This window comes from Micromonospora inositola (genome assembly GCF_900090285.1).
GTDB lineage: Bacteria > Actinomycetota > Actinomycetes > Mycobacteriales > Micromonosporaceae > Micromonospora > Micromonospora inositola.
This window is the reverse complement of the sequence record NZ_LT607754.1, coordinates 3,573,958-3,599,873: the sequence shown is the minus strand read 5'-3', so window position 1 is coordinate 3,599,873 and position 25,916 is coordinate 3,573,958. Positions and strand designations below refer to the sequence as shown.

Annotated in this window: 29 protein-coding genes and 1 pseudogene; 11 read left to right on the top strand and 19 right to left on the bottom strand. The window is 68.2% G+C overall.

The window, feature by feature from the left end; all coding sequences use genetic code 11:
* Positions 1–44 precede the first annotated feature (44 nt).
* Together GA0070613_RS17290 and GA0070613_RS17285 are read right to left on the bottom strand one after the other, a co-directional pair.
* Positions 45–692 (bottom strand): site-specific integrase, encoded by a 648-nt coding sequence (locus tag GA0070613_RS17290; RefSeq protein WP_231929251.1) that lies wholly within the window; start codon positions 690–692, stop codon positions 45–47.
* A gap of 202 nt (positions 693–894) precedes the next feature.
* Complete coding sequence (locus tag GA0070613_RS17285) at positions 895–1,200, bottom strand: hypothetical protein (protein WP_089013246.1); 306 nt, start codon at positions 1,198–1,200, stop codon at positions 895–897.
* Between the two features lie 205 nt (positions 1,201–1,405).
* Between GA0070613_RS17285 and GA0070613_RS17280 the strand changes: the two genes are divergently transcribed.
* Positions 1,406–1,918, top strand: coding sequence for a hypothetical protein (locus tag GA0070613_RS17280; RefSeq protein ID WP_089013245.1), 513 nt, complete (start codon positions 1,406–1,408; stop codon positions 1,916–1,918).
* A gap of 195 nt (positions 1,919–2,113) precedes the next feature.
* Positions 2,114–2,527, top strand: a complete 414-nt coding sequence (locus GA0070613_RS17275; protein WP_089013244.1) for a contact-dependent growth inhibition system immunity protein — start codon at positions 2,114–2,116, stop codon at positions 2,525–2,527.
* A gap of 197 nt (positions 2,528–2,724) precedes the next feature.
* Here the strand turns inward: GA0070613_RS17275 and GA0070613_RS17270 are convergent, their stop codons facing one another.
* Positions 2,725–3,036, bottom strand: a complete 312-nt coding sequence (locus GA0070613_RS17270; RefSeq protein ID WP_157746378.1) for a DUF6966 domain-containing protein — start codon at positions 3,034–3,036, stop codon at positions 2,725–2,727.
* A 963-nt stretch (positions 3,037–3,999) separates the two neighbouring features.
* Here GA0070613_RS17270 and GA0070613_RS17265 point away from each other — a divergent pair.
* Positions 4,000–4,326, top strand: coding sequence for a hypothetical protein (locus tag GA0070613_RS17265; protein ID WP_157746377.1), 327 nt, complete (start codon positions 4,000–4,002; stop codon positions 4,324–4,326).
* Positions 4,327–4,772: 446 nt separating this feature from the next.
* Here the strand turns inward: GA0070613_RS17265 and GA0070613_RS33020 are convergent, their stop codons facing one another.
* The 6 genes from GA0070613_RS33020 to GA0070613_RS17235 form a co-directional block, all read right to left on the bottom strand.
* Positions 4,773–5,423 carry a hypothetical protein gene (locus GA0070613_RS33020; RefSeq protein ID WP_197698919.1) on the bottom strand — a complete coding sequence of 217 codons (651 nt, stop codon included), beginning with the start codon at positions 5,421–5,423 and terminating at the stop codon, positions 4,773–4,775.
* Between the two features lie 138 nt (positions 5,424–5,561).
* A complete protein-coding gene (locus GA0070613_RS17255; protein ID WP_157746376.1) occupies positions 5,562–6,395 on the bottom strand; it encodes a hypothetical protein in 834 nt (277 codons plus the stop codon).
* A gap of 363 nt (positions 6,396–6,758) precedes the next feature.
* Positions 6,759–7,610: a DUF4262 domain-containing protein gene (locus tag GA0070613_RS17250; protein ID WP_089013240.1), complete on the bottom strand. Its 852-nt coding sequence runs from the start codon at positions 7,608–7,610 to the stop codon at positions 6,759–6,761.
* Between the two features lie 83 nt (positions 7,611–7,693).
* A complete protein-coding gene (locus GA0070613_RS17245; RefSeq protein ID WP_089013239.1) occupies positions 7,694–8,503 on the bottom strand; it encodes a DUF5984 family protein in 810 nt (269 codons plus the stop codon).
* 259 nt (positions 8,504–8,762) lie between these two features.
* On the bottom strand, positions 8,763–9,020 hold the full coding sequence (locus tag GA0070613_RS17240; RefSeq protein WP_456299206.1) for a DUF7660 family protein: 258 nt from the start codon (positions 9,018–9,020) through the stop codon (positions 8,763–8,765).
* Positions 9,021–9,203: 183 nt separating this feature from the next.
* A complete protein-coding gene (locus GA0070613_RS17235; RefSeq protein WP_089013237.1) occupies positions 9,204–9,827 on the bottom strand; it encodes a hypothetical protein in 624 nt (207 codons plus the stop codon).
* A 239-nt stretch (positions 9,828–10,066) separates the two neighbouring features.
* On the opposite strand from GA0070613_RS17235, the gene GA0070613_RS17230 reads away from it, so the two are divergent.
* Together GA0070613_RS17230 and GA0070613_RS17225 are read left to right on the top strand one after the other, a co-directional pair.
* The gene (locus tag GA0070613_RS17230) at positions 10,067–10,726 is read left to right on the top strand and encodes an HAD family hydrolase (RefSeq protein ID WP_197698918.1); all 660 of its coding nucleotides are present in this window, start codon (positions 10,067–10,069) and stop codon (positions 10,724–10,726) included.
* Positions 10,727–11,038: 312 nt separating this feature from the next.
* The gene (locus GA0070613_RS17225; protein ID WP_231929250.1) at positions 11,039–11,632 is read left to right on the top strand and encodes a GNAT family N-acetyltransferase; all 594 of its coding nucleotides are present in this window, start codon (positions 11,039–11,041) and stop codon (positions 11,630–11,632) included.
* Between the two features lie 515 nt (positions 11,633–12,147).
* On the opposite strand, the gene GA0070613_RS17220 is transcribed toward GA0070613_RS17225, so the two are convergent.
* The 3 genes from GA0070613_RS17220 to GA0070613_RS17210 form a co-directional block, all read right to left on the bottom strand.
* Complete coding sequence (locus GA0070613_RS17220; RefSeq protein ID WP_089013234.1) at positions 12,148–12,663, bottom strand: pyridoxamine 5'-phosphate oxidase family protein; 516 nt, start codon at positions 12,661–12,663, stop codon at positions 12,148–12,150.
* Between the two features lie 122 nt (positions 12,664–12,785).
* Positions 12,786–13,538, bottom strand: coding sequence for a MerR family transcriptional regulator (locus GA0070613_RS17215; RefSeq protein WP_231929249.1), 753 nt, complete (start codon positions 13,536–13,538; stop codon positions 12,786–12,788).
* Between the two features lie 13 nt (positions 13,539–13,551).
* Positions 13,552–14,934, bottom strand: a complete 1,383-nt coding sequence (locus GA0070613_RS17210) for a serine hydrolase domain-containing protein (protein ID WP_089013233.1) — start codon at positions 14,932–14,934, stop codon at positions 13,552–13,554.
* 382 nt (positions 14,935–15,316) lie between these two features.
* Here GA0070613_RS17210 and GA0070613_RS17205 point away from each other — a divergent pair, with 382 nt between their 5' ends.
* A complete protein-coding gene (locus GA0070613_RS17205) occupies positions 15,317–16,519 on the top strand; it encodes an MFS transporter (protein ID WP_089013232.1) in 1,203 nt (400 codons plus the stop codon).
* 451 nt (positions 16,520–16,970) lie between these two features.
* Here the strand turns inward: GA0070613_RS17205 and GA0070613_RS33015 are convergent, their stop codons facing one another.
* Entirely contained in the window at positions 16,971–17,294 is a 324-nt protein-coding gene (locus GA0070613_RS33015; RefSeq protein WP_197698917.1) for a hypothetical protein, read from the bottom strand.
* A 29-nt stretch (positions 17,295–17,323) separates the two neighbouring features.
* On the bottom strand, positions 17,324–17,608 hold the full coding sequence (locus tag GA0070613_RS33010; RefSeq protein WP_197698916.1) for a hypothetical protein: 285 nt from the start codon (positions 17,606–17,608) through the stop codon (positions 17,324–17,326).
* A gap of 287 nt (positions 17,609–17,895) precedes the next feature.
* On the opposite strand from GA0070613_RS33010, the gene GA0070613_RS17195 reads away from it, so the two are divergent.
* Positions 17,896–18,570: a nucleoside/nucleotide kinase family protein gene (locus tag GA0070613_RS17195; protein ID WP_089013231.1), complete on the top strand. Its 675-nt coding sequence runs from the start codon at positions 17,896–17,898 to the stop codon at positions 18,568–18,570.
* A 152-nt stretch (positions 18,571–18,722) separates the two neighbouring features.
* On the opposite strand, the gene GA0070613_RS17190 is transcribed toward GA0070613_RS17195, so the two are convergent.
* From GA0070613_RS17190 to GA0070613_RS17185, 4 genes and pseudogenes are all read right to left on the bottom strand, one after another.
* Complete coding sequence (locus GA0070613_RS17190; RefSeq protein WP_089013230.1) at positions 18,723–19,415, bottom strand: hypothetical protein; 693 nt, start codon at positions 19,413–19,415, stop codon at positions 18,723–18,725.
* Positions 19,416–19,504: 89 nt separating this feature from the next.
* Entirely contained in the window at positions 19,505–19,660 is a 156-nt protein-coding gene (locus tag GA0070613_RS32120; protein WP_157746375.1) for a hypothetical protein, read from the bottom strand.
* 187 nt (positions 19,661–19,847) lie between these two features.
* A pseudogene (locus GA0070613_RS32115) lies at positions 19,848–19,972 on the bottom strand.
* 209 nt (positions 19,973–20,181) lie between these two features.
* Positions 20,182–21,759 (bottom strand): DUF885 domain-containing protein, encoded by a 1,578-nt coding sequence (locus tag GA0070613_RS17185; protein ID WP_231929248.1) that lies wholly within the window; start codon positions 21,757–21,759, stop codon positions 20,182–20,184.
* 290 nt (positions 21,760–22,049) lie between these two features.
* Here GA0070613_RS17185 and GA0070613_RS33005 point away from each other — a divergent pair, with 290 nt between their 5' ends.
* Complete coding sequence (locus tag GA0070613_RS33005; RefSeq protein WP_197698915.1) at positions 22,050–22,622, top strand: ankyrin repeat domain-containing protein; 573 nt, start codon at positions 22,050–22,052, stop codon at positions 22,620–22,622.
* Positions 22,592–23,020 (top strand): hypothetical protein, encoded by a 429-nt coding sequence (locus GA0070613_RS33000; RefSeq protein ID WP_197698914.1) that lies wholly within the window; start codon positions 22,592–22,594, stop codon positions 23,018–23,020. The genes GA0070613_RS33005 and GA0070613_RS33000 overlap by 31 nt, the downstream gene beginning before the upstream one ends.
* A gap of 240 nt (positions 23,021–23,260) precedes the next feature.
* Here the strand turns inward: GA0070613_RS33000 and GA0070613_RS17175 are convergent, their stop codons facing one another.
* Complete coding sequence (locus GA0070613_RS17175; RefSeq protein WP_157746374.1) at positions 23,261–23,998, bottom strand: hypothetical protein; 738 nt, start codon at positions 23,996–23,998, stop codon at positions 23,261–23,263.
* A gap of 223 nt (positions 23,999–24,221) precedes the next feature.
* Here GA0070613_RS17175 and GA0070613_RS17170 point away from each other — a divergent pair, with 223 nt between their 5' ends.
* Together GA0070613_RS17170 and GA0070613_RS17165 are read left to right on the top strand one after the other, a co-directional pair.
* Positions 24,222–25,130 carry an aminoglycoside phosphotransferase family protein gene (locus GA0070613_RS17170; RefSeq protein ID WP_089013228.1) on the top strand — a complete coding sequence of 303 codons (909 nt, stop codon included), beginning with the start codon at positions 24,222–24,224 and terminating at the stop codon, positions 25,128–25,130.
* A 403-nt stretch (positions 25,131–25,533) separates the two neighbouring features.
* Entirely contained in the window at positions 25,534–25,914 is a 381-nt protein-coding gene (locus GA0070613_RS17165) for a YciI family protein (RefSeq protein WP_089013227.1), read from the top strand.
* Positions 25,915–25,916 lie beyond the last annotated feature (2 nt).

Here is a 25,916-nt window from a genome sequence, read left to right as displayed (position 1 = left end):
CACTGATCTTGGGTACAGTTTGGGTACAACCTCACGGACGGCGGTCATGCCCGGCTCACAGCCGGCGTGGCCGCCGTTCCGTGTTGACCGAGCGCGCCGTCAATGAGCAGCCGGGTCCGGTCGAGCACGTCCGGCCACTCGTGGACGTAGATGTTGAGCGTGACGGTGGGCGTGCTGTGCCCAAGCGAGAGTTGGACCGTCTTTACCGATGCGCCCGCGTGGATCAGCACCGTCGCGTAGTAGTGCCGCAGTCCGTGTATCCCCCACCGCGCTGGCAGGCCGACCGCTTCCCGAGCAGTCGCCCACGTCCGGGAGAAGGTCGCTGCGTTGACAGGCTCGCCACCGACACCGCGGAACAGCAGGCGTGCGGCCCGGCGGACCGGCCGGCGGCGGTCCGTGTCGTCGTCGACTTCGACCGCGTCGCACCCGTCGGCCAGGTGTTGACGCAACGCCACCGCTACGACCTCAGGTAGCTCGACGGTGCGGGCGCTGGTGTTCGTCTTGACCGGGCCGAGAAACGGCTGACGACCCTTGAGCACCTTGAGTTGGCGGCGGACGTGCACCTCTCGCGCGTCGAAATCGATGTCGTCCATTTCCAGGCCGAGGATCTCGCCCATGCGCAGGCCGCAACCGGCCGCGAGATAGACCGTTGCGGCCAGCCGAGCCGGTAGCAGACGCGCCAGGTCGTGCACCTGCTGCGCCGTGGGAAGGACTCGGGTCCCACGGCTGATCGGCGGAAGCCGGATGCCCTTGTCGCACGGGCTGGCCGAGATCAGCTGTCCGCAACGGTCCGTGTTGCGCTGGCCAACGCATGGTCGTCGGCCAGCCCGGTTCGCCGCTGTCCGGTCGCGTTCGTCTCCGTGGCTCCCACGCGTGGCTCCCAGGCCAGCACCGTCACTCGTCGGTGAAGGGCTCGTCATGCCAGCGAAAACCGGCGTAGTCCCCCTCAATACCGAGCATGAACTCAGGGACCTGGCGACCGTCCGGGTAGGTCATCGTGACCGCCGCTCGGATCGCGCCGTACGCGCTATCGATCAGCTCGGGATCCTCGGAGTCGACGGCTCGGTTCCATGCGTCGAACAGCGGGCGCAGCTGCTCGAACCCCGCGAGAGGGTGGAACTGGTCGCGGATCCTGCTCCTCGATCTCTCCGACGAGTTCCCCATCGTGATAGACCTGCCACCGCACACGATCCTCGACACGCGCTGTCATGGCGAGCACCCTATTACTGGCCTACGTCAAGCTCGCCTTGACGGCCTGGCCGACTACCTTTGCCTTGCAAAGATCAAGCTCTCTGTCGGCTGGCGTCGCTCCTCGTCGTTGACCTGCGCGAGCTGTCAGCCACCGTCGCCCACCCCCGACCGATGTTGGTCGGCTTGGCTGTACCGATGGCTGTACCGTTGATCTATGACAGCGGCCGAGAAAGGGTACGCGGGACGCTTCCGCGACCCGAAGTATTGGCTTCGTGGCTTGGCTGCTGGCGAGATCTTCGTCCGTTGCCCGCGCTGTGCCGGACGGGCCTCGGTCCTTCCTGATCCTGAGTCAGCCGATGGCACCCGGAATCATGTCTGGCTGCGCCGTAGGCTCAGTTGTCTCGGTTGTACGTATACGGCCGACTGGGATGCTCCTCGCCGCGCAGGCGACAACGCCCGAATATTGCCTGAGTTCTCGGGCCCGAATGACCCGTACTTTGGCCTGCCCCTCTGGCTTTCGGTTGACTGCCGCGGCCGGCTGCTCTGGGCATACAACGCCGAGCACCTGGACCTGCTGGAGGCGTACGTGTCCGCTCGGTTGCGGGAACGCGGCCGGGACATGGGGAGCCAAACCCTTGTCGAGCGCTTGCCCGCGTGGATCAAGGATGGCAAGAACCGCGCCGACGTGCTGGACGGGATAAGGCGACTTCGGGCGCTGCTGGCCTGACCGTCGACGAACGGCACCCTCAGTTTGGAAGAGCGCGCTCAACCGACCGTGATGCCCGGAACGCCTGCTGCTGGCGGCCGATCCGATTACGTCTCGTGCCCGCTCGTGCCCGCTGGGCCGCGTGGCTACTTGCCCGTGGATGGCCCGCCAACCTCATGGCGGCCCAGGGTTGCCGCGCGGACTACCCTGACCGCCGTGACGACCATCGAGCAGCTTGAGCGGGACGTTTGGCCGGATCCGGGCCCGGACGACAGCTTTCTCGTGAGACGTTGCACCGAGCTGCGACGCAAGCCGTTGGCTGAGTTCACGGTTGAAGACCTGCGCATCATGTTCGGTCAACAGATTGGCGTGCCGGCTCTGCTGCCTCTCGCGGTACAAGTGCTGCTCTGCGACCCCTTGGCCGAGGGCGACTACTACCCGGGCGACCTGCTCTCCAACGTGTTGCGGCTACCCGACTCGGCGTGGTCGAGCCGACGAGCGGAACGGAAGCGACTGGCATCAGTTCTGGCTGAGCTCGTTGCCGGTCCCCCCTTCTCCGACCCTGACCTTAGGCCTCGCGACCCGGCCCGACTGCTTCGCGACGCCATCGTGCGGTTTCTTAATCGATGAGAGCGGATCTCCCCGTCGGGCAGTCGTAGACCGTCCAGCCTCCCCGACCTACGCATTACGAGATCAAGTTGGCGACCTGGGCTGACCTGACCAAACTGCGCCTGAACTGCGCAAACGCCTCTCGACATCTCTCAGCCTCGGTGGTCACGGTCCGGCCTTCTAAGGACTAAATGAGGACTGATGCCCCAGCTGCCCCGCTACAGCGGCTCGCCGGCCAACTGCCGTCTCGACTCCTCGAAGAGCGCGGAACGCAGACGGTCGAGCTGCTGCTGCTCAGGCAAGACTGCACCGTCTCGCTGCAGTACAACGTCCTGGAAGCCGCCCATCCCATGTCGGTAGAGGCCGAGGATGTCCCGGACCACTCGCTGCCGGACGTGGCGATCCGTGCCCGCTTCATCCAACCGTCGACCGAGTCCGGCCACGCTGCTGCTCCACCTGGGTTCGTCGATCCGCAGCACGTAGGCGACCTCCAGGAGAAGGTTGTGCAGCCTGTCCGCGTTGTTCTTCACGAGCAGCAGCTTCCCAGGATCGCACGATGGCTGGAAAGCGCCTGCCACTGTCTTGCAAAGATCAAGACTGCTGTCGGTCCGAGTCGGTGACCGTAGCTGACCTGCTCGGCTTGTCGGTTGCCGTCGCTCGTCACCCACGCCTGTCGGCCGGCTTGGCGTACCGATGGCTGTACAGCCGGCGTCAGGTTCGCACCTTCCAGTATGGGCGCACCCAAGAAATGGGCGCCGCGTCGTCGGGCTCGAACCATCCCGCGTCACAGTCGAGGCAGACGAAGCTGTCCGCTAGCCAAGCGGTCTCATGCCATGCAACTGGGTGGATATCTTCACGTCCGCATCCCGGTTGGCGCTCCTCCGCAGCGAGCACTGCCCACGCGACCCGGCTGAAACCACACGCAGGACAGCTGTCCGGCCCGCCAGTCACGACAACACCCTCGGGCAAGGTGACCTTCTCGCCAACCGCCCGCGACAGGGACTCCTCCATATCACGAGGGTCGACCCGAGGCCTACCCCTGGGCGGGGCGGTTCCCACCTCGTTGCCGGTATGCATTCCGGGACCCTACCGCCGGTCCGCACCTTCAGTTTGGAAGAGCGTGATCCGCCGCCCGTGATGCCCGAAACGCCTGCAGCCGGCTGCCAGCCGGAGTGCGTCTCGTGCCCGCACATGACCGCTGCGCGCCACAGTTACTGGCCCGTGGATGGCCCATGACGGCCTCGGGATGATGGCTCACGCCAGGCTTGCTCTCGACTGCCAGACTTGATCGACGGAATGAGGAGGGGAGACACCTGGCCGTGGCTAGGCGTAAGTACCGCAAGTCCCGGCCGGTGGAGCCACCAATCCCGCCCCCGATGCCCCGCACGCTCATGGGCAGGTTCCTACGCGCGAGCATGCTGCGCCAGTCATCGGAGCGCGAACCACTCACGGCAAGGTTCCCAGAGTTCAGCTCGCTCGGCTCCGTCCATGTCATGATCGCCGCCTTCCAAATCGCGGTGGCCCGACTCTTCGAGCCCAATACCGGTCTCAAAGACGTCAGCCTCCTCGTCTCTGACATGCGGCGCGCGTTCGGCCCGGAACTGCCTTCGCTGGAGACCGAGGCCCTCATCCGCTTCGAGATGGGTGAGGACGTTGCGATCGGTGACCTCTCGGTTCGGACCAAGACTTCCGCCATGATCTTGACCCTGGGGACCTATGCCGACTTCGTGGAGCGGAACCAAGCAGAGGTAGACGGACTCCTCCTCGAAGCCGAGCAAAGAGCCTTCGACCGCGGGCACCATCCGGAGCTTGCGGAGTAGCAGCGCTGCCGACCAACGTCGTCATGGGCCACTCGCACCAAGAGACGGCAAAGCAGTTGCAGCAGGAAAGCGGCGCCTAGGCTCGGTGAAGGGTGAGGATCTCCTCGTCGGGCAGTCGCCAGACCGTCCAGTCTCCCCGGACGGGGTCCAGGTGGAGCGCCCTACCAGACGTACGACCTGGACCCCGTCCGGGGAGACTGGTAGCCCTTGTGGTGCCCGGCTAGGAGATCCGCTCCCGGCTGATCTCTGAGGAGGGCCGGGGTTCGGGGCGGAGCCCCGAGGTCTTCAGGATCTTCCGTCCGTCAGCGTGGCCGGCCGGCCCGGCCGATGCCGGCCGGCCCGGCCGATGCCGGCCGGAGGTCGCCAGCAGGCCGGGGCCGGGCCGGCGCGGCCCGCTTTGCGGGCCGCCTTGATCCTAAAGAGGGGAATTCGGCAGTGCGCGGGCCTCAGCGGTTGTCCTCCGTCGACTGATGTGCGACACGCGTCTGCCAACTGACCTGCGACATGCGCGCGGATCGCGGCATGTGCGTGCGCGTGACTCGTGCGTCTGTGAGGGTGCATCCGGCGGTGGGTGCCGCTATCAGGGTGATTGGTTCCGATCGCTGGGGGCGGCGGTTAGTCGCGTCCCACGGCGTTAACCCGTGCCCGGTCGCCGTTGAAGTCCGGGTTGAGGCGGTCGGCCAGACAGGACCGGTGCGCGGCGAACGACGCACATCCCGGTCCTCACTGCTGCGCACATCGACGGTGACGCCGTCGCCGCCAGGGCTGAGGATCGTGAGCTGGCCGCAGCATCCGCACGGCCAGCTGAACTTATGCAGGTCCGCGGCACGCATCGTGAGGCGTATCCAGACGGGCGGGTGGTACCGGCTGATCTCCTGGACGACCGCGTCGACCTGCTCGCCGACTGGCGGGTACTCCTCGGGCAGTGCCCGAGGTGCGCCCGACGGGCTGTCGATGACGCCGGCGTCAACCGACGCGCCCACCGTTTCATGTCCGAGGACCTCGGCCATGACCCCCCAAGGCTCATGGCTCATGACCGTCGCCCGGACGGCGGTGCCCACCACCAGGTCACAGCCAACGCTGTCGAAACGCTGCACCGGCTGATCGTCGCGCACCGCCTCGTCAGCGGCACAGCCGGGCATGCCTACTCCAGTCGGGGGCAGCCAAAGACGGCCCAGGTACGACTTGCAGCACGTCCGCTCGCTCGGCGGCATGTGCGTGCACCTCGGGCGGCTCTATGGTGCCTGCTCCACAAACGTGTCGTCGAACGGCCATTGATCGGCGCCGAGATCGGTTCGGATGCTGCACCGGTACCTGAGCAGGTCGATCCGGTCCGCGTCGTTCAGGTCCCGGTCCGGCTGTCTCGACGGATCGGCGTCGACGTTGTAGTGCAGGTGGCCCTCGGCGATGTAGTCGCGACGAAAGTCCGTGCTCCACTGGGAGTTGTGACCCCATCCGTGGGATAGATCCACGACTCTGCGGTTGCGCCGCCACCAGGCCCAGTACAGTGCCGAGCGTGCCGCCACGTCGGGGTCGAGGTGCTGGGCGCCGGCCCGGATCGCCACGCCTGCTCGGGCCACCAGCAGGCTGCCGACGATCGCGCCCGGCCAGAACTCGCCGATGATGCCCGGCGGCTCGTCGGCGTCGTTGCTGACCTGCACCGAGACGATCTCGTGGAAGAACGGGTGGAATGACGATTCGGCCAGCGGTGCCGCCCTGATCGCCGCGCGAAACGCCGGCCATGCCGACGTGCCCGGGATGGTGCCCCGCCACCATGGCTTGCCGTCGGTCCAGTCCATCAACTGCGGACCGGGGTCCGGCTGAAACGCCGACACCAACACGTCGACGATGCGACTGAACGCGTACAGCCCCTCCAGGGCCGTGTAGTAGTTGCCCTCGCGCGGTACACGCACCCGGCGGCTATCCGGACGGCCCAGCTCGTGCAACTCCGCCACGAGGTGAGGACGCCTATCAAGCCACGGCTGCAACACCTCGCCACCCCAACCCGCAGCCGGCCCATCCCGCAGCTCGACGAACAAGTCTCGGAACTCCCACAGCGTCGACGGCACGCCGCGCACGGTAAGCCACCCGCACCGCGGCGACAACCGGCTTCTGCCCGGACGCGGCCGGCATCGCAGGGCCAGTGCGCGTACGACTGCGACGCCACAGCCCTCTTGATCACCTGCGCTGTCATCGGCAGAGTCGGATGTTCCGCAGCCTCTGCGCTGTCAACGCCCGGCCAGCGGCAGAAGAGTGCAGCGGTGAGCGTTCCGGGCAGCGTGGCAGCATCAGATCGTCTGCCGCATCCGCTCCTTGCAGACCGGCGAGCAGTTGCTCCGACTCCGTCGGTTGCGGGCAGCTCGACCTGGAGCCAGGCGTCCATTGGTCAGGTCCTCGCTGCTGGGCCCGGGCCCGCAGTGGGACTGGCAGGCTTACTGCGGCTCGACGGTCGAGCGTAGCCAGCTGCCGTCGGGCTGCCGCCAAGCGCGCCAACCCGCCGGCAGGTCCAGCAACTGGCCGACGTCGTGGTGGGCGACGAGGTGGACCAGATGCGCGGTGGTCACGTCCGGCTGCTCCATCGCGTCGCCGTCGAGGAACTGCCAGCTCCCGTCGTGATCGTGGATCACACCGTTGACCGGGCGGCCGCCGTCCATGATGCGCTTGAGCGTGAACACGACCTGGCAAGGATCAAGGTTCGGGTACATCCATGGCGGCGTCGGCTCGGTCCACATACTGCGTGGATGCTCGTCCATCGGCAGCCACAGCGACGGCTGGGTCTCATGCGCGCCGTCTTCGAGCTCGGGGTCACCCGGGTAGCGGCCGGCCTTGTCCGGCCACAGCAGTTGCACGACCGGAAACGGCGGACGCTGATAGTAATCGATGGCCGCGCCGAACAGTTGCCCGTACCAACTGCCGTGCACCGGAGCGAGCGCGAGCTCGTACCCGTCGATGACGCCTGCCAGCCTGCGGCCGGGGGTCAGCGGCTGCCCGTCACGGATCAGGCGGCTGACCGTGTTGACGATCTCCATGGCCCGCTGCTGCGGGATGCCGAGCAGGCACAACTCGACGCTGCCGTAGCTGTGCCACAGACCGATCGAGTAGGCCCAGTCGGGCGTGGTCATGCCTAGAACGCCGGTGACGCCCCAACCGTACTCACGAACCAGCCGGGCATTGCGGCGCTCGCGCTCCGGCCAGGATTTCTCTGCCCGCCGCCACCGAACCCGCGGTGTGCCGTCGCCCTCGCAGAGGAGGCAATGACACTCGCGGTCGGGCGCGTCGGGCATCCGCGGAGCTTACAAGGCGACCGCCCGGTCAGCGGCAGATCCGCGCATCTGGTCTTGGCAGGGTACGGTCGGCTCCGGGGTCGCTAGGCCGTAGGGGCGCTGGCCTGATGTGGGTCACCGAGCAGCCGGTGGGCGCCCTGGCGGACGGCGTCCCAGTCGGTCTTGGGTGTGCGGTTGAGGTTCTTAGCGAGCCAATGCCCGCGGTCCTCGTGTTCCCGCCGCAGCCCGGCGAGGTCAAGGTCCACGCCGGGCAGGCCGCCACGGCGTTCCAACTCCTCGACCCGCTGCAGCATCGCCGTCATCAGCCCTCGGTCGAGCGTGTGTACAGCCTCGAGGTACGCGGCGGTCGGGACGCAGAACCGGACGGCCTGGCCGGCAGTGAAACCGATCTCCCCGTTGTCCTCGTGCCGCCAGTCCACGGTGATCCCGTCGCGATCGCCGCGGACGGTTCGCCAGAACCGGAGACTCGGAGCATTCCGCAGGTAACCGAGGTCCAGGTAGTGCTCGCCGTGCCAGTTCGCGGCCGTGACCACCGGGTGGTCGGGCACATTCGGGTCGATGTCCCCGAATCTGTCCTCGTCACCGGCGGTGACGAATGCGAGCGGATCGCATGCCCACTGCGCGGGGTCGGAGGCGATGAACAGCTGCAGATCGGCGGGCACCGGCTCGAGGACGTCCGGTGTGAGGACATTGACGTCTTCCCAGAGCCGGGCCAGGTAGTAGTCGACGTAGGGATGCGGATGATCGAGGCGGGTCCGCCGCAGCAACTGGTGCCCGCCGACCTCGAGCCAGTACCAGCCCTCGGTGAGCCCGAACCAGTGCAGCGTTGGTTCGTCACCGCCCCACGACGACACCTCGTCCAGCGGATACAGCTCGAAGCGGAACCTGATCATCGAGGCAGTATCCCGTACGCCTCGCTGCGTCAGAGGATGTCGACATGGGCGATCGCGACCCGGTCCGCACGGATCGCGGCATAAGCGTGTGTTGCCGCCGTCCTGAAACCTCTTCCGTCCTCGCGCCAGGGGCGGCGGCTCCGGATGACCGTTCCCGAAAGGGGGTGGCAGCCGTTCGCGCCGGACCGAGTCCGGGGAACGGCTCGCTGTCGGCCCTGCGTCCCCAAGCCCTTTCCCGAGCGGACCAACGGCACAGCGTTCACTCGTATCCCGTTGCCGCCACGATCATCTCTGCGAACAGTCGCCATGTAGGTGTCTCTTGGTCGTCATGTCCGTTGACGCGGGCGCCCGCGAACGCAGCGAGAGCGTCGAGGAAGCGATCGAGCGTTCCGTTTTCCCATTCCGCATCGCCCCCTTGGCGGTAGTCCCGAAGCACGGCCTCCATGAAGGCCGCGAACTCGTCGCGGCTGGAGACACCGGCGCTCTCAGCATGGGTCGCTCCTCCGGTCTCGTACATCACTCCCGGATGGTTCCACGGGCGACGGACGTGCTCATCGGCACGCCCGGACGTCAGCCGCCGGGCACAACCTCACCTTCGGTGACGAGCGCTTCGCGGCAGATCCGGATACGTGACCTTGGCAAATCCGCGCGGCGGTGGTAACAGCCGTGACGGTGACCCTCGGGTCGTGGACCAGGCCGGTCAGGCGGCCGGTTCGCTGGTGGGCGACCGGTGGCCTCCGTGGCACGCGACCAACGCGTCTGCCACGATTTCAGCGTCAGCTTCTGCGACGTCCGCCGGGTACTCCGGTAGCAGGTCGTCCCAGACGACCAGCCACGACCCGTACAATTGGGCCTGCCCCTCGGGCCGAGCGAAGAACCAAACGTGCAGGTGGGCGCCACCATCTCCGATGCGGTAGACGTGGGCCCGCGAGATGTGCGGCAGTGCCTGCATGTGGCGGACGATGCGAGTGCTCAACAGCCCCAGTTCGGCGGCCAGTTCGTCAGGTAGATCCGCCATGTCGTAGTGATCGCGCGGATACAGCATGAGCACCAGCGGGACGCCCACTCCCGGAATCCGGACCAGGCGCCAGTGATCGTTGATCCAGATCCCTTCGTCCCGGTCGCGGCAGGCGTTGCAGTCCGACGGATCCTCGCCGTGCCGCGCGGGCTCCGGGAGCACCGGCGGGCGCAACGGCGCTACGCGCAGTCCGTCCGGCTCGAACGGGCTGATCTCCCATCCCGTCATGCGTGCCAACGGGAGCCGGCGCTCGCTGTCCGCGACGGCGACTGCGTGGTCATAGAACTCGTCCGGTCGCAAGGCCATGCGGCGAAGACTAGTACGACAAGATTCCAAGTGATCGACAGCCCCGTTGTGGCTGCCAGGCACCGCCCGATGGTCTCGTACTCGATGGTCCGGATGAACCCGAAGCATCCGCTCGTCGGCATGTCAGCACGCCGAGCAGCCGGGCGAAGTGGTCACCAAGCGTAGCGATCGCATCGCGGCATGAGCGCGCGTTGCTGCGCTGGAGTTCGCGCTCCCCTGGCGGCCGGTAGCCTTCGACCGTGATCCGTGGAGCGGTGTTCTTCGATGTCGACGGGACGCTGACGCCGACCAGCAGCGGGCAGCACCTCGCGGAGTTCCTCGGCCATACCAAGGTCATTCAAGAGGTGCAGGCCGGCTACGGCGCCGACACCCTGAGCAGCCAGGAGGCTGCCGTCCTCGAAGCTCGTGGCTGGGCAACACGGACGCCCATAGAGGTCCGTGGGTTCCTGGAATCGCTGCCGCTGGTGGACGGCATTGCCGAGACGGTCCGGTGGTGCCGTCAGCGCGGGCTGGCGCCCGTGCTGGCCACACTGGCGTGGGACGTCGTAGGCGCCCATCTCTGCGACCGCTTCGGCTTCGATCGCGCCTGCGGACCGCGCCTGGAGCTGGTTGACGGCCGCTACAGCGGGGAGGTCGCCGAGCAGCTCGACGAGCTGAGCAAGCGCGACTTCGCGGTGAGCGTGGCCGCCGAGCTGGGCGTGGACCCGAAGCGTTGCGCGGCCGTCGGCGACGGCCGCTCGGACGTGCCGCTCTTCGCCGCGGTCGGGCTGGCCATCGCCTTCAACGCAACCCCGGCGGCTCGCGCAGCCGCCCACGTATCAGTCGACGGAACCGATCTGCGCGCCGTGCTGCCACTCCTCGGCGCATGGCTGAACGCCGCGCACACATCGTCGGAATGACGAGCGCGCCGAAGGCACCGGCAGACGGACGCCGGGCAGACCCACCCACCGTAGCGTCCCCATGTCGGGCCGCCGGACTACCCGTAGTGCCACTCCCGCTCGACGCACTGTTCTCGGCATGTCCGGATGTTCAGCACCAGCGGACCGGTGACGCATCGTGACGAGCGGATCGCGGCAGATCCGGATGTCGATTACGCCGAGCACGGTCACCTGCCGATCATCGTCTCTGTGTGGCATTGATGCACCACCGTGACCCTTGAGGTCGGACAGAAATCTCCGACTACGCGGCGGCGTTACGGCTAACCTTGCGCCGTGACGGGACATGACGTGCGACTGGAGCAGGAACACGATCACGCGGCGGTGCGGGAAGTTCACGCCCGCGCGTTCGGCCATCCAGACCGGGTGCCGGGCCTGGTTGACGACCTGCGGACCGCCCGAGCGCCATTGCCTCCACTGTCACTGGTGGCCACCGTCGACGACTCGGAAGGCGATCGGGTCGTCGGGCACGTGATGCTCAGCGGTTGCCGGTTGGACGCGCCGGAGCGGTTGGTGGCCGTGTACGCGCTGTCGCCGCTGGGCGTCCTGCCGGAGTTCCAGCGATCCGGGATCGGCACCGCGTTGATCGGCCACGCCTTGTCCGCCGCCGACGCCCAGGGCATACCGCTGGTGTTCTTGGAGGGCGCGCCCGGCTACTACGGTGCGCGTGGCTTCAACGACGCCGAGCGGCTGGGCTTCCGGCCGCCGACGCTGCGGTACCCGCCGGGCGCGTACCAGGTCGCCCGGCTGTCGGCGTACGAGGACTGGATGCACGGCACCCTTGTCTACTCCGACGTCTTCTGGGCCCACGACTGCGTCGGCCTGCGTGGCGAACGGCTGCGCGCGCTCCAACGAGCCGGAGGCCGATGACCCATGGTGTCAGCGGCCCGGTGACGCTGCGGTACGGCCGTCGCCAACTTGACCACTGATCGATGGTCAACAGCACGAGCCGGTAAAGATCAGCGCCGGGGCGGGCCGGCCGTGTGTGGTCGAAAGAGCAGGCGGCGTCACGCGGGGTGAAGTCCTCTCGTGATTGAGTCGGAGAAGAAGCAGTTACAAGGTAGGGCGGGACGGGCTGGCGAGGCCACCCATTTTTGTCCTGGTGCGGAGCATTGAGGGGCGGGGTCGGCGAGCTGGGCGTCGACCATGCGCCGATCACCCCCGCGGCCCCTTTCTGCCATATACCGCCGCCCCCCCCGTGGGACTTGTTCCTCCCGCTGGCCTTCGCCCTGTCCTTCGGCAGCCTCGCGGGGACGACCGCCGCCTACCTGCCGCGGCGGATTGGTGAACAGAGAGGATAGGAGCATCCGCCTCGAAAGCCCGAGCCCCGACATCCGTCGTCGTCACGGCGGCGCTCGCATCGCGGCAGAAGCGGGTATCAGAGCCTATGCAGGGCGCCAGGTCTGCCGGGGTCGGTATCCAGCACGTCGCAGCCAGTGCTCTGTGTAAAGGATGCGGTTGGGGGTGATGATCGTCAGAGGGTCGGTGGGCGGCTCCCTCAGGGAGCGTCCTTGCTCAACGTGGTCCGACTGCCACCGGAACGCCTCCCAGTACTGCTCAACCTCGGGGTCGTCACGCTCAAGAGTCCGTGCCCTGCCGAACAGCTGCGCCCCGCGGCTGCTCGACTGTCCGACAAGGGGCGCGACGATCCCTGCGGAGATCCGCGGGTCGCGCTTGAGGTTCCGGGACTTCACCGAGGCATTCCAACTGGTGTAGAAGATCTCGAAGCCCAGGCTGCAGTAGCGCACCGGGGTCGCGGAAGGGCTGCCGTCCTTGTTGACGGTGGCGATCACAGCGAGGTTGTGAGTCGACAGCAGATTCAGGATGCGTTCTTCGAGCTGCTCACGCGGCAGGTCTCGATCAGGAGTTGGACCGGCAAGCCAAGGGTTCGTCAGCGGCATACCGGCATTCTCACTGAGCCGCTCAAACTCCCACCGACCCTCCTCACCCGGACCTCGGCGGCCTCGCCGACTGATTGGGAGGCATTCCGGGGGCTATCGTCACGGATGCTCTGGTGCCGGATTCAAGGGACTTCCTTCGCCAGTTCGGCGATCCGTGCCCAGGCCGGTGAGGAAGCGCCGGACGCCACGCCGGCCAGCCGGGTGATTGTCGGGTCAGGCGGCGGCCCGGCGTCGGCGCTGCCGTCCTGTCCGGCGTACCATCGCCGGGTCCGTTCGGCCAGCGCGGGCAGGCGCGGATCGTCCGGTGACCAGTCGAAGGCGGCGTCGTAGTCGAGATTCAGCGCGCGGAACTCGGGATCGGCGATGGCCGCCAGTTTGTCGGCGATCCATGCCGCCGCCTGCTCTGGCGCCACCGACTGCAGCAGGATCCACAGGTCGCGCTCGAGTAGTACGCTGCGCTCGCTGACCCCTATCTGGCGCAGCCGCTCCAGATAGTCGGCGACCTCTGCCGAGACGAACAGCCGGTCCCCACTGTGGAGCTGAGCGATCCGCTGCCGGGTCCGGCGGATCTCCTCGGCTCGCTTCCGTAGGTTGCGGTCGATCTCGTCGAGCGCCGCGGTGAACCGCTCCGGGCCGGCCCCGAGCAGCTCCTTGATCCGGGCCAGCGGCACGCCGGCCTCGACCAGTGTCCTGATCTTGACGAGCTGGATCGCGTGCTCGGCGCCGTACCGTCGGTAACCGGACGAGTCGCGTGGCGGCTCGGGCAGCAGGCCCCGGTCGTGATAGACCCGCACCGCCTTGATCGTGACGCCGGCGTAGTCGGCGAGCTGGCCGATGGTCAACAGGTGCCGCCCGCCGGCCAGCTCGTCGCTCATGCACCGCATCGTGTCAGACGGACGAGCGCCGGGTCATCCGACCGCCGGCGCACCGGTACGCCGCCCCGCCGTGGTAGGACACCAGATAGTGCGACGGCAGCCCCTGCAACGGGATCCCAGCCGGGGCGAAGAGATCCTTCCCGACCGGCACGTAGCGCAGCGGCGGCGCCGTGAACGAGCCACCAACGAAGCCGGTGAAGATCCGCTCCTGCACCTCGTCCGCCGGCTCGTAGGTCACCTGCTCCTCCAGTCCGCCGTCCACGACGCGTACGTCGACCCGGAGCTGGTTCGAGCGGTACGTCCCCGCGTACGGCTGAAGATCGACTGCCTCCGGCGCGTAGGCCGGCGTCTCCACCGTGCCGAACAGCCCGGCGAGCCAGAGCAGCAGCTCGTCGTGCAGCGCAAGCGCCCGCGAATCGTTGCCGTACGCGGCGAACACCAGGTCGTGCTCCGGCACGACGACCAGCACCGCCACTCCGCCCGGCGAGGCCCCGGACATGGTCAGCACCGTCGTGCCGCCGAGTGACCGCACCAGCCAGCCGAGGCCGACGGGCGACGTGTTCGGCGTACTCAGGTCGTACGTGACCGACTGCATACGCGCGACCGATCTCGCCGACAGCACCCGCGTGCCCGACGGCGCCAAGCCGTCGCCGAGATGGACCCGCCCGAAGGCGAGCAGGTCCTCGATGGTGCCAATCGGCGTGCTGCCGGCCGGCCCCCACGTCTGCGGCAGCATGAACATGCCGGTCGGCCGGATGCCACCGGTGGTCGGATCGGGGAAGTGCCCGATCGCGGTGGAGCGCAGGATGGCCTGCTCGGCGGAGGTGCAGGCGCTGGCCATCCCGGCGGCCGCGAAGACGTCACGCTCGAGCAGCTCGTGGTATGGCCGGCCGGTCACCACCTCCAACAGCCGGCCGGCGACGATCATGCCACCGTTGGAGTAGCTGACGTACTCGCCCGGCTCGAAGAGAACGCCGCACTCGCGGCCGAGCCGCTCCAGGTAGATCTTGAGGGCCTCGCGGCCGACCGCGTCCGGGAAGAACAGGTCGGCGTCGATGCCGCTGGTGTGGGTGACGAGGTGGCGGACGCGGATCTTCTCGGCCGCGCCGGGCGTGGCCAGCCGGAACTCCGGCAGGTAGTCGACGACCGGCGCGTCGAGGTCGAGAGTGCCCCGCTCGACCTGCTGGAGCACCAGAGTCGTCGTCATGATCTTGGTGATGGACCCGAACAGGAACTTGGTGTCCTCGCTCATAGGGGCTCCGGTGGCGACGTTCGCCACACCGTGAGCGACGACGGCCTGCTCTCCGGCGTGGTAGATGCCGGCGAGGAATCCGGGAACCTGGGTGGCTTCGCAGAAGTCGGCGGCCCGCTTGCTGATGTGTGCGATCTCGTTCATGTCATCGATCCTCGAACCCTGCCCCGGGGGCAAGGTCAAGCCCCATTTTTTGGCGGCGTCGCCGTGCTGGTCGCGCTCACTTGGCCGAACTACGGGTGACGGATGCCCCAGCAGCGGCGTGCGACTCGCGCCATGACAGTGTGCTTGGTCTTGGCTGCGCAGGGGCGAGCCCGCGTCGCTGCAGCCTGCCGACTCATGCCGTTGTCGCCTGTAGGTCACGACTTTTTGCCGGGCATGCCAGTGAGCAAGCCCTCCTCGGCCTACAGGTGCCCCAGTCAGGTCGCCCTCGATCCGCTATCTCCCGGCAACCAGCCGGCTCCCTGGGCTTCGTGATCCGGTCCGCCTACGGTGTGTCTCTTGCAGAGGCTGAGAAGGAGTACGCGTGCGTGACATCCCCCGCATCGTCTGGACCCTCGCCGCCGGTCGTTTCGTCAACGCCGCCGGCACGTTCATGTACTTCTACCTGTTTCTGTACCTCACGGGCCCCCGTGACCTGCCGATCGGCTTTGCGGGGCTGATCAGCGGTGGGTTGGGTGCGGGCATGCTGGTCGGCAACTTCACCGGCGGCTGGTTCGGCGACCACTTCGGTCACCGCCGGATCCTGTTGGTCTCGTCGGCCTTCGTCGGGCTGGGCACCCTGGCCATCCCGTGGCTGCCGACGGCAGTCCTCGCGGTGGGCATGCCGCTGCTGGGCTACGCCGGCGCGACCTCGGGAGTGTCGCAGGGCGCGCTGGTTGCCCTCGCGGTGCCCGCCGGCGACCGCCGGCGCTCGGTGGCGGTCACCCGGGCCGCCTTCAACGCCGGCTGCGTGATCGGGCCACCGCTCGGCGCGCTGCTCTCGGCGTACGACTTCACCTGGCTCTTCGTCATCGACGGCGCCGTCACCCTGCTGGTGCGGGCGGCGACCGCGCGGCTGCTGCCCACCGAGCCGCCGCCGGCCCCGCGTGGAGTCCGGGCCCACGGCCTGTGGCGCAGCGTACGCACGGATCGCGCCCTGCTGTTGCTGCTGCCGGCGATCGTGGTCGTGGACATCGTCTACCGGCAGCTCTACTCGACGCTGCCGGTCTACCTGCGCGACCACGGTCAGCCCATCGGCCTCTACGCGGCGCTCATCGCCCTAGGGTCCGGCATGATCCTCATCCTGGAGATCCCGGCGACGATGGCGCTGCGCAGGCTGCCGGCGCTGGGCATCATCGGTGCCGGGTACGCCTTGGTCGGACTCGGCTTCGGGCTGTTCGGCCTCGGCACCGCCAGCTGGCTGGCCGTCGCCGCGATGGTCGTGCTCACGATGGGGGAGATCCTCTACAAGACGACCGCCACCGCGCATGTGCTGGACGCCGCCCCGCCGCACCTGGTCGGCCGGTACCAGGGGCTCTACACCGGCGCTGCAACCAGTGGCAGCATGCTCGCCCCACCCGTCGGCGCCTTCGTCTACAGCGTCGCCCCCGCAGCGCTCTGGCCGTTGTGCGCGGTCGCGGCCATCGGGGCCGGCGTGCTCGCCTGGCGTTCCGGTCGGGTCGCAACGCCGAGGCACGAGCCGGCGCTGGCCGCCGCGTCCGATCCCGCGCCGAAAGCCGCGGCGTAGGCGCGATCCACGGATGTAACGGCCGCCGCCGGCTACCGGCTGCCAGGCTCAGCGATCGGGGTTGCAGCACCCCGGGCGTGCCGCATTCGCAGAAGCTGCTGCTTTTCGCGGGGATGGCCGGGTTTCTCCTGGCGGCGGTGGGGTGCCGCACGCCTTCGACCAAACGGGAGTGGTCTTCGGCCTGGGCTACCTCGTGGTGATCTCCGCCCATCTGATCCTGTTCACGCAGTCCGGCGTCGGTGCCGGCGGTGCGGCTGGCGCCGTTCAACCTCGCGGCGGCGCTGCTCGTGCTCACCGGGGGCTTCGTCGACGGAGCTGCCAGGTGGCTTCGATCCTTCCCATCGATCCATAACCAGCTCTGGAACCGCGACATCCTCATCGGCATGACGTCTCACGCAAGACCCGATGGTCGCACACGATCCGATGTCGGCCGCCTATCCGCGATGCACTGTCATCGGCACGACCGGACGGCCTCGACACTGTGGCCACTTACCCAGCGTGACGCCCGGTCGGCGGCAGAAGCGGATGTCGGCTGGAATGCCGATCGAGCGGGTGCGAAGTTCCATAGCGTCGGCAGAGCGCTGTCGCACAGGGCGCAGGTGAAGTCGCCGTCGCGAACGATGTTGCGTTCGCCGCAGGAAAGGCACCGGCGGAAGACGATCTTGACGCTGAAGTCGCCGGGGTTCAGGCCGAGGCCGTCGAGCGCTTCGCCTACTGCCGTCCAGCAGTCGGGATCGGGGCAGTAGCCGGTCGACTGGTTGGTCTTGTCAAGCACGCGGCGAACATCGGCATCGTGCGTCAACGTCATCTCGCCCGCGGCGAGCACGTCTCGGCCGGCGGCCAAGGCGACCTGTTCGCTGCGGCGCGGGGCGAGCCTGAGGCGACGTGTTCGCTGCGGCGCGGGGCGAGCCTGAGGCGACCGTCGAGCGCCACGACGAAGGTGAACGGCCCGTCCAGCTCGGCTCGTGCACGCCCGGCGAGCCAGCGGTCAAGAGCGGCGCCAGAAACGACGATGACCGCCTCCGCTGCCGGAATTTCGTCGTGGAGTTCTGCCCGACCGACATAGCGGTACCGCCGCAGACGCTTCATCGCGCGACGGTAGCGAGCCACGACGCAGCTCGTCGACTCAGCTCCGTTGCGCCTCGTCGCCCGGTGACCAGACGCCCGGCTGGTCAGCCAAGACGCGCAACTGGCGGTAGGACGTTCACGCAATACCGCGCGACCAGCGCCGGCATGACAGTGCGTTTGCGCCACGACCGCAGCCAATTCCGCATGCGGCAATCTGGCTCACTCGGGCATTGGCAGGCGCGAAAAGGCTGGCGCGCATAAGGTCGGCCCGACACGGCGACTTTCGCGAGACTGGGACGGGGCAGACCATGGACCAAGGCAACCGCGACGAGATGCTCGGCCTCCTGGCTGAGGCAGTCGGGTCCGTCACCGTCGCACACCCGACGCGGGTTGCCATCGACGGACCGCCCGCCGCAGGCAAGACCACCCTCGCCGACGAGCTGGCCGTCGTCCTGCGCGAACAGGGCCGCGACGTCATCCGCGCGACGATCGACGATTTCCTCTTCCCCCGGGCACAGCGCTATCCGCGCGGCGAGTACTCGGCCGAAGGCTGCTACTTCGACACCCACGACTACGACGCGCTGAACCGGGTTCTGCTCGATCCGCTCGGCCCGGGCGGAGACCGACGCTTCCAACACGCGGTCTACGAACGCACCGGAGATACTGCGCTGTCCCCGCCGTTCACGACTGCCCCAGCCGACGCCGTACTGGTCTTCGACGGCGTCTTCCTCATGCGCCCGGAACTGATTGGTCGGTGGGACCTGCGCATCTTTGTGTCGACGGCACTCGAGAAAACGGTGGATCGTGCCGTGATCCGAGAGCGCCGGGTGTCGTCTCGGGCCGAAGTCGAACGGCGCTGGCGCGAGCGTTACATCCCCTCCCAACGGTTCTACTTCGCTACGGTCCACCCGACCGATCACGCCAACATTATCGTGCACAACGACGAGCCCCAACTGCCGGTCTGGAAGACCCAAACACACTGACCACACTCGATTCGGCACGACCGCGCGCCGTCACCCGTGGACAGCAGCTGCGCTCCGTGACGCGCGGTCAGCGGCAGAAGCGTGCACCCGCCCATAAGCGCGGGCTCAAAGGGCCTGTGGATTTAAGGGTGTTTCCGGCCTGACCCGCCGGGCTATGTGTCTGGCGACAACTGCCACGACGGGTCGTCGAACCAGACGGTGGCCGAGGCGGCGCGGAGGCGGCCCTGGGTGCCGACACGGACCTCGACTCCGGCGGTATCGGCGGCCACGGTAGCGCCGGCTCCGTCACCGCTGTCGAACCGCACGTCCCGGACGTCGCTGAGGAACAATTGCACGACCGCGTCTCCGTGGTCGCCCGGCGTGGCGTAGCGGCGCGGAGCCGCCAGGGCGACGTAGCCGCAGAGCTCATGCCCAGCGCGTTCCACCCGCACGGCGCGGACCTCGGCGCGGGCCAGGTCGTAGTCCTTCGCGACGCTTGGGACAGCCGTCGCGGTCAGCGGCCCGATGCCGGGCTGAATCTCCCCCCGGTAGTCGCGGTAGTGCACGACAGGGTGGACGAGCGGGGGCAGCAGGGGCTCCAGCCGGTGTCCGGCGACTGCGGCCTGCTCGATCATCCACGCCCGGCGGGACGGTCCCAGCTCTGCCATCCATACCAGCGCAGCCCTCGCGCGCCGCTCACGCAACCACGCAGGGCGACTGAGCGCTGTACTGAACAGCGGGAAGGTGTTGTTGTCCCAGACGTCCGCGATCTCGGCGATAGCCTGCCGGTCGAAATGGCGGCCATCGGCCGCCAGCTCCCCGATGCGGGCCACCGAGCGGTCCAGCAGTGCGGCGAACATCGACATGGCAGCTGCCCCGGTCATGACCGCGAAGCCAAATACCGCAACGGCAGTCAGAGCGGTGACCCAGGCGGCCTGCTCCTGCCGGACCCCGATTAGTTGTACAGCCAGATGGCGGCACCGCCGAAACACAGCGCGAGCAGCATGGCCGAGGCGAGCAGCAGCACGAGCAGCGTGAGCAGTTCGCTGCGTGCGTTCGCCGCGGGCGGCTCCGGCGGCGGACTGCCGTCGGTCGACTCGGGGTCGGGCACGTCGTGATCATGTCAGACCGGCGGCTACGTGGATCTAGACGGCAGCTGGCCAGGGGTAGCCGCGTCGTCGGTAGTGGCAGTTGCGGCCTTGATGTTGGCGTCGTCGGCGCCCTCACATCGGCTACGACCGGACGTCGGCTCCATCCGCTGGCCGTGACGCGCGGTCGGCGGCAGATCAGGATGCCGGCGGACCGGAGGGGATTTGGACCCCCGGTGGGGCATGGCTTGCCAGCGGCCCCACGCACCGTCGAATCGCCCGTGCGTGCCCGGCGTGTTCTGAGTGCTGCAATAACCCGGCTCTGCCACCGGTCCAGACGCAGTATGGTGCCATCCCGCAACCCGAGCAGCTGGGTTTTCCAGGCGGCGTCCGAGCACGATGTCAGCGGCAGATCCGGACGTCCAGGAGGTCAGGAGGCGGCCGCGGACACCACGGCCCTGCTCTCGCTGGATCGGGGGGAAGCGTAAGGAGTTACGAGCGTGGTGTCCGACCTGTTTCACTGCCATGCACGAGTGACGCTCGGTCATGCGGTCAGGGCGGCCGTCAACTGGTCCAACCCCAGCGAGCCCAGTTCCAGCGCCCGACGGTGGAACGCTCGCCGGTCGCCGGGGAAGGACGAGCGGCCTGCCAGCCACAGGCGCTCACCCACCTTGTAGGCCAGCGCCTGCCCTGGCCGGCCCAAGTAGCGCGCGAGCTCGGCGGACGCGTACGGCCCCTGATGACAGCGGTCCCGCAGCAGCTCCAACGCAGCATCCGGCGTCCACAATGCGCCGTCATCGGACGGCATCGGCAGTCGCAGGTGCAGGCCGATGTCGACCACAACCCGTGCCGCCCGCAGGAGCTGCATATATAGATACCCCAGTCGCGCACCCGGCTGTTCATAGAGCCCGAGCTCGTCCATGAACCGCTCGGCGTACAGTGCCCAGCCCTCCTGGCTGCCGGAGAGGCCGCCGAGCAGGTTCAGCCGCTGCCCGAGGCCGCCCCGGCAGACCTCGGAGCCGAGGTGGAGGTGGTGGCCGGGAACGCCCTCGTGATAGGCGGTGCTGTAGGCGTACCAGGTGGGGAAACTCGCTGCGTCCTCGGGGAGGGACCACCAGACCCGGCCCGGCCGCGTCAGGTCCCGCGACGGCCCGGTGTAGGCAATGCCGGACGACGTGGTCACCCGCGACTCGATGCGCCGCAGCGGGGCGGGGATGTCGAAGTGCATGCCGTCCAGTCGCTCGGTGGCGGCCTCCAGCAGCTCCTGCAGCCACGCGGCGAACGCCTCCCTGCTGTGCAGCGTGCCGGGCGCGTCGGGGCTGGCGAGCCAGGCGAGCACCTCTGGCACGCTCCCGCCCAGGGCCTTCGCTTCCGCGATCAGCTCTGCCTCTATCGCTCGGAACTCGTCCCAGCCCCAGTCGTACAGCTCACGCAGGTCGGGCTGGGCCGCGAGGAAGGTGCGCACCCAGAGTGCGTACCGCTGCTGGCCGAACGCTTCCTCCTCAACGGCCCGCGGTGCCAGGTCCGCGGTCAGCATCCCGGCCAGTTTCCGGTACGCCTCTCGCGAGCCCGTCGCTGCGGCCTGCAACGACGCCCGCTGACGCCCCTCGCCGTAGCGATCCACCAGGGCGACATCGTCGTCGATCCAGTTGCGGCAGCGCTGCATCACGAGCTCCACCTGACGCCGCGCCGGCAAATGGCCGCGCTCGGCGGCGAGTAGGAGGCTGCGGGCGTACCCATCCAGGGCCGCGGGGATCGCGGCCAGGCGCGCGCCGACACGAGCCCAGCCCTCCTCGAAGGCCGCGCCCTCGGCGCCGCGGCCCGGTACCGCGGCCTCGACGGCCTGGCGGATGAGCTGGAGCGGGCCGGTGGCCGCAGCGTGCAGTTCGCGCAGGTCCTCCCCGGCATCGTGGAAGGCGATGCGGGCATGCAGCCGTTCGGCGAGGTGAGCGTGCAGCGGGGTCGCGGCGGGCAGCGCCTCGCGCAAGGTCCCGAGCTCGCGCAGGGCGTGGGCCGCGAGGTCGGCGCGGGCCTGGTGGCCGTCCGGGCTGTAGTCGGTCAGCCCGTCGACATCCTGCTCGCCGGCCTCGACGACCGCTACGCAGGGGTCGAGACTGGCCACGTTCGCGCAGGAGCCGGTCCGCGAAGTCCCCGATCACGCAGGCAATGCTAGGGCCCTGTCCTACTTGTCGTGGCACAGGCCTGTATCGATCGCGGCGAGCGGTTCGATGTCAGCTGACAACTTCCGCTCATCGGCACGACAGCGCACTGCGCCGGGCGGGGCCAACGTGCGGACAGCGGCAAATGAGGACGATGCTGCTCGGAGAGTGGTGCAGTCAGTCGGGCTCGTATGGATCGGTCGATGCCTCTATCCTCGGCCCGTCAACGATGCGACTTGGGGAGGGTCAGGGCGTGGCAGACGAAGGCGGATGGTCCCGGATGGGTTTGCGGTCTTGGTCGGACCTCGCCGAGGTGCGTGCGCGGCTCGCCGCTGGCGCCGACCCAAACGCACACCAACGGCGGCGGCCGTTGCATCTGGCGGCTGAATGGGGCTCCGCCGACGTGGTCGCCGAGCTGGCGGGCCTCGTCGATGACGTCGACGTGGAGCACGACGGTCGCACCGCGTTGTGGGTCGCCGTGCAGGCCGACAAATCCGATAGCGCCCGCGCACTCGCTGCAGCCGGCGCGAACCCGTGGCGGTCGATGATGGCGGGCTGGTCGCCAGGGCGCCTGAGCCTGGCCAGCCGTACCCCCGGCCTGTTCGCCGCTCCACCCGGCACTCAAGGCCTGTCGCAGTCCGAGTCTGCCGCCGTTGCGGAGGCACATCGCCTCATCGGTGTGCTGGGCGACTTCCACTACGAGGGTTTCAGCTTGTCCTGCGTGGGCGGTATCGACGCGGCTGAAGCTGTGCGGCGGCTGGAAGGCATCGTCGTCGAGTACGACGTCCGGAGTCGATGGCTGAGGCCTTCGAGTACGACCCGTTGAGTGAGAATGCCCTGTTGACCGTCGGTGTCACGGACGTGCCGGGCGGCTGCGTCGTCAGCCAGCCGTGGGCGTACGGGGCGTCGACCCCGGGGGTCGCCAGGCGGCTGTCTACCTCCACCGCGTGCTACGCGATGTACGCCAACCCGAAGAGCGGCAACCAGGGCAGCATCATCCGCGACGGCGTCATCGCAGGCTGGGACCTACACCCCGGCGGTGGGTGGTCCGCCGCCGACGATTCGGCCGAGGACATTCTGCGCACATACCTGTACCGGCACAAGGCCGTTGCCTACTGCTGCGCCTATGCCGGCCTGAAGCCGACGGACGCCCGCCCGTTCACCGGCCCGCCGGACCTCTGGCTTCAATTGCCGGTCCGCGACTATTGGGCGCATGGCAGCTGAGCCGGCCCTCCTTCGCCGTGTCCGCGGTGGATTGCAGCCAGATTCCGTTACCTGCGCAGGAGCGGTTATTGGATGCGCCCACCACGACGTCGAGGATTCCGTGCAATCAATCCCGACCAACGCATTCCCCATCGACTATCGGACGTGTGCGCCACACGCTGAGCCGCCAACGCCCGACCAGCGGCAGATCAGGATGCCTGACGCACCTGACCACCCGCGCCTGCGGTCTGGTCGGCGCGTTCAGATGCTGTTTGCTGCGGCGTAGAGCACGTACCACAGCGCCGCACTCAGGGCACCGCTTGAGATGGCTGCGGTAAGCAGCATCGGCCATGCGCGCCAGAGGCGGTGCGCCGTGGCCAGCCAGGCCAGGACGACGATCGGAAGCACGATCTTGACGAGTTCCCCGACCACAACGCCTCGGAAGAACTCTGCTTGGTACGGGTCGGCCACGGTCAACAGCTGCCAGGGCGGTGCCAGCATCACGGCCTGCCAGCCCTCGCCCGACAGAAGGCCGCATATCGCACCCGCGGCCAGCGTCGAGGTCGACGCTTTGCCGACTCGCACGATATGGCCGAGCAGCCCGAGCATCGGTCCCGCGACGAGGCACCCGGTCAGCCACAGCGCCGTCATGATGGCAACCGAGCGCAGCCCCAGCAGGTCGGCCGACGTGCCGTCCTCCAGGGTGCCCCCACTCCAGCGGCGACTGACCATCAGCACAAGCAGGTAATAGAGCAGCGTGGCCAGCACCAACAGCGCGGTGGCACCGCCAACCGCTCGTTTCGCCGTGGCAGCCGAACGGCCGGCCAGGAACGCCGCCAAGCCCCAAGCGAAGCCGCTGCTGGTCAGCGCGATCAGGACCTGCCCCACAACGCCCTGGACGGAGTCGGCCGCGAACGCGAGCAGGCCAAGCGCAACAGCGGCAGTTGCGACCACCGCGGCATGGGTACGACGGGATCCCTCAACAGCAACGTCGGTCACGCCCATCTCCTCCGAAAAGGGCGCCGACCATACCAAGATCCAGCATTGCCGCGGTTCCTTCCGGCACCGAAGGGAAAGCATCCTCATCTCGGCAAGTCCGGACGTCGGCTCCATTCGCTTGACATGACGCTCCGTAACGCGCGGATCGCGGCAGAGTGCGTCTTACTCCGGTCGACCGAGAAATCACTGGCTTGCCATGTCATCCGGCGGAAAGATCCCCGGCGTGACGCTGCACGAGAACGAGGTTCCGATCGACGAGGCGGTTGTCAGGTCGCTGCTGGAGGCGCAGTGCCCGGAGTGGGCTGGCCTGTCGTTGTCGCCGGCGGGCGCGGGCACGGACAACACCATGTACCGGCTGGGTGACGACCTGCTCGTGCGACTTCCGCGAACGGCTGACAAGGCGCGGTCCGTGCGGAAGGAGCAGGAATGGCTTCCCCGTCTGGCGCCGCTGCTCGCGTGTCCGGTCCCGGAGCCGGTCCATGTCGGCACGCCCACCACAACGTTCCCGCTTTCTTGGTCGGTCTACCGCTGGCTCGATGGGAACGAAGCCCAGCCGGACACCGTCCAGGACTGGGCCGCCTTCGGAACCGACCTGGCGGCGTTCGTGCGGGAGCTCCACAACATCGACCTGATGGGAACGACTCGCACGGGTGACCTCAGCTGGTACCGCGGAGGCTGCCTGCAGCCCTGCGACCAATGGATTAGCACGTGCTTCGAAGACTGTCGGACCACGGTTGATGCGGAACTCGACGTCGAGACTCTGGAACGGTTGTGGACCGCCGCGCTCGCCCTGCCTGAGCCTTCCGGACCACACGTGTGGCTCCACGGCGACCTCAAGCCCACCAACCTCTTGGTGCAGGAGGGCAAGCTTCACGCGGTCATCGATTTCGGAGGCCTGTCGGTCGGCTTTCCCGACGCCGAGCACTCAACCGTCTGGGATCTGCCGCCCCAAGCACGACAGGTTTACTGGAACGCCTTGGACCTCGACGATCTGACCTGGGCTCGCGCCAGGGCCTGGGCCATCGCGGTGGGCGTCAGCGGAATCTCCTACTACTGGCACACTTATCCCGCCTTCGTCGCCGAATGCCGAGCACGACTTCAGGCGATCCTCGCTGACGCCACTGCACGTTGAGCGTCGGCGGCGGCCATCCTCGACGCACTGTCATCGGCATGTGCGTATGCCGGCCGAGTCAGCACTTCGTGACGCCGCGTAGCACGCGGATCGCGGCATGAGTGAGCGGTCACGGTGTTCCGTATCTGCAGACGAGGGGCGAACATCCGCGACACTCAAACCTGCTCGACCTCCCCAACTGCTCGCGGTTTGCCGGGGAGTCAAGCGGGCGAGTGTGCGTTTCGAAGGACGGAGGTCGATCCTTTCCTCAGCCACTACGCCGGGGCTGCCTTGAAACGGAGTTTCCGGGATGGTGTCGTATCAAGGCGTAGCCGTTCGTGGAACTAGTGTGCGGCGGCCGGCCGGGCCGCCGGACACGAGGAGTCGGGAAAGGCCCTCGTCCGGGGACTGAGAGGAGACGACCATGACGGAGTACCTGATCACCTTCAACGATGAGTGGGTGCCCGACCACACGGCGGAGGAGCTGCGCGAGAAGGGCACGGCCGCCCGGGCCGTGATCGAGGAGATGCAGGCCGACGGTGTCCTGATCTTCACCAACGGCGGGCTCGACCGGTCCACCGCGGTGTGCAGTGTCGAGCCGGTTGACGGCAAGCCCGTCTTCACCGACGGCCCGTACGTCGAGACCAAGGAGCACCTCGGCGGCTTCGCCGTCGTGGACGTGCCCGACGACGCGGCGGCGCGATACTGGGCCGGCAGGCTCGCGACCGTGCTCGACTGGCCGCAGGAGGTGCACCGGTTCCGAGGTCCCGGGCAGGCCCGGCGTAACGGCTCTGGGGAGAAGTGAGC

Excerpts from the sequence above, each read along its gene's own strand:
- GA0070613_RS17280 (WP_089013245.1), top strand. The coding sequence starts at position 1,406 with ATGACAGCGGCCGAGAAAGGGTACGCGGGACGCTTCCGCGACCCGAAG.
- GA0070613_RS17265 (WP_157746377.1), top strand. The coding sequence starts at position 4,000 with ATGATCGCCGCCTTCCAAATCGCGGTGGCCCGACTCTTCGAGCCCAAT.
- GA0070613_RS17250 (WP_089013240.1), bottom strand. The coding sequence starts at position 7,610 with ATGCCCGACGCGCCCGACCGCGAGTGTCATTGCCTCCTCTGCGAGGGC.
- GA0070613_RS17245 (WP_089013239.1), bottom strand. The coding sequence starts at position 8,503 with ATGATCAGGTTCCGCTTCGAGCTGTATCCGCTGGACGAGGTGTCGTCG.
- GA0070613_RS17240 (WP_456299206.1), bottom strand. The coding sequence starts at position 9,020 with ATGTACGAGACCGGAGGAGCGACCCATGCTGAGAGCGCCGGTGTCTCC.
- GA0070613_RS17235 (WP_089013237.1), bottom strand. The coding sequence starts at position 9,827 with ATGGCCTTGCGACCGGACGAGTTCTATGACCACGCAGTCGCCGTCGCG.
- GA0070613_RS17220 (WP_089013234.1), bottom strand. The coding sequence starts at position 12,663 with ATGCCGCTGACGAACCCTTGGCTTGCCGGTCCAACTCCTGATCGAGAC.
- GA0070613_RS17215 (WP_231929249.1), bottom strand. The coding sequence starts at position 13,538 with ATGAGCGACGAGCTGGCCGGCGGGCGGCACCTGTTGACCATCGGCCAG.
- GA0070613_RS17210 (WP_089013233.1), bottom strand. The coding sequence starts at position 14,934 with ATGAACGAGATCGCACACATCAGCAAGCGGGCCGCCGACTTCTGCGAA.
- GA0070613_RS33010 (WP_197698916.1), bottom strand. The coding sequence starts at position 17,608 with ATGAAGCGTCTGCGGCGGTACCGCTATGTCGGTCGGGCAGAACTCCAC.
- GA0070613_RS17195 (WP_089013231.1), top strand. The coding sequence starts at position 17,896 with ATGGACCAAGGCAACCGCGACGAGATGCTCGGCCTCCTGGCTGAGGCA.
- GA0070613_RS17190 (WP_089013230.1), bottom strand. The coding sequence starts at position 19,415 with ATGTCGATGTTCGCCGCACTGCTGGACCGCTCGGTGGCCCGCATCGGG.
- GA0070613_RS33000 (WP_197698914.1), top strand. The coding sequence starts at position 22,592 with ATGGCTGAGGCCTTCGAGTACGACCCGTTGAGTGAGAATGCCCTGTTG.
- GA0070613_RS17165 (WP_089013227.1), top strand. The coding sequence starts at position 25,534 with ATGACGGAGTACCTGATCACCTTCAACGATGAGTGGGTGCCCGACCAC.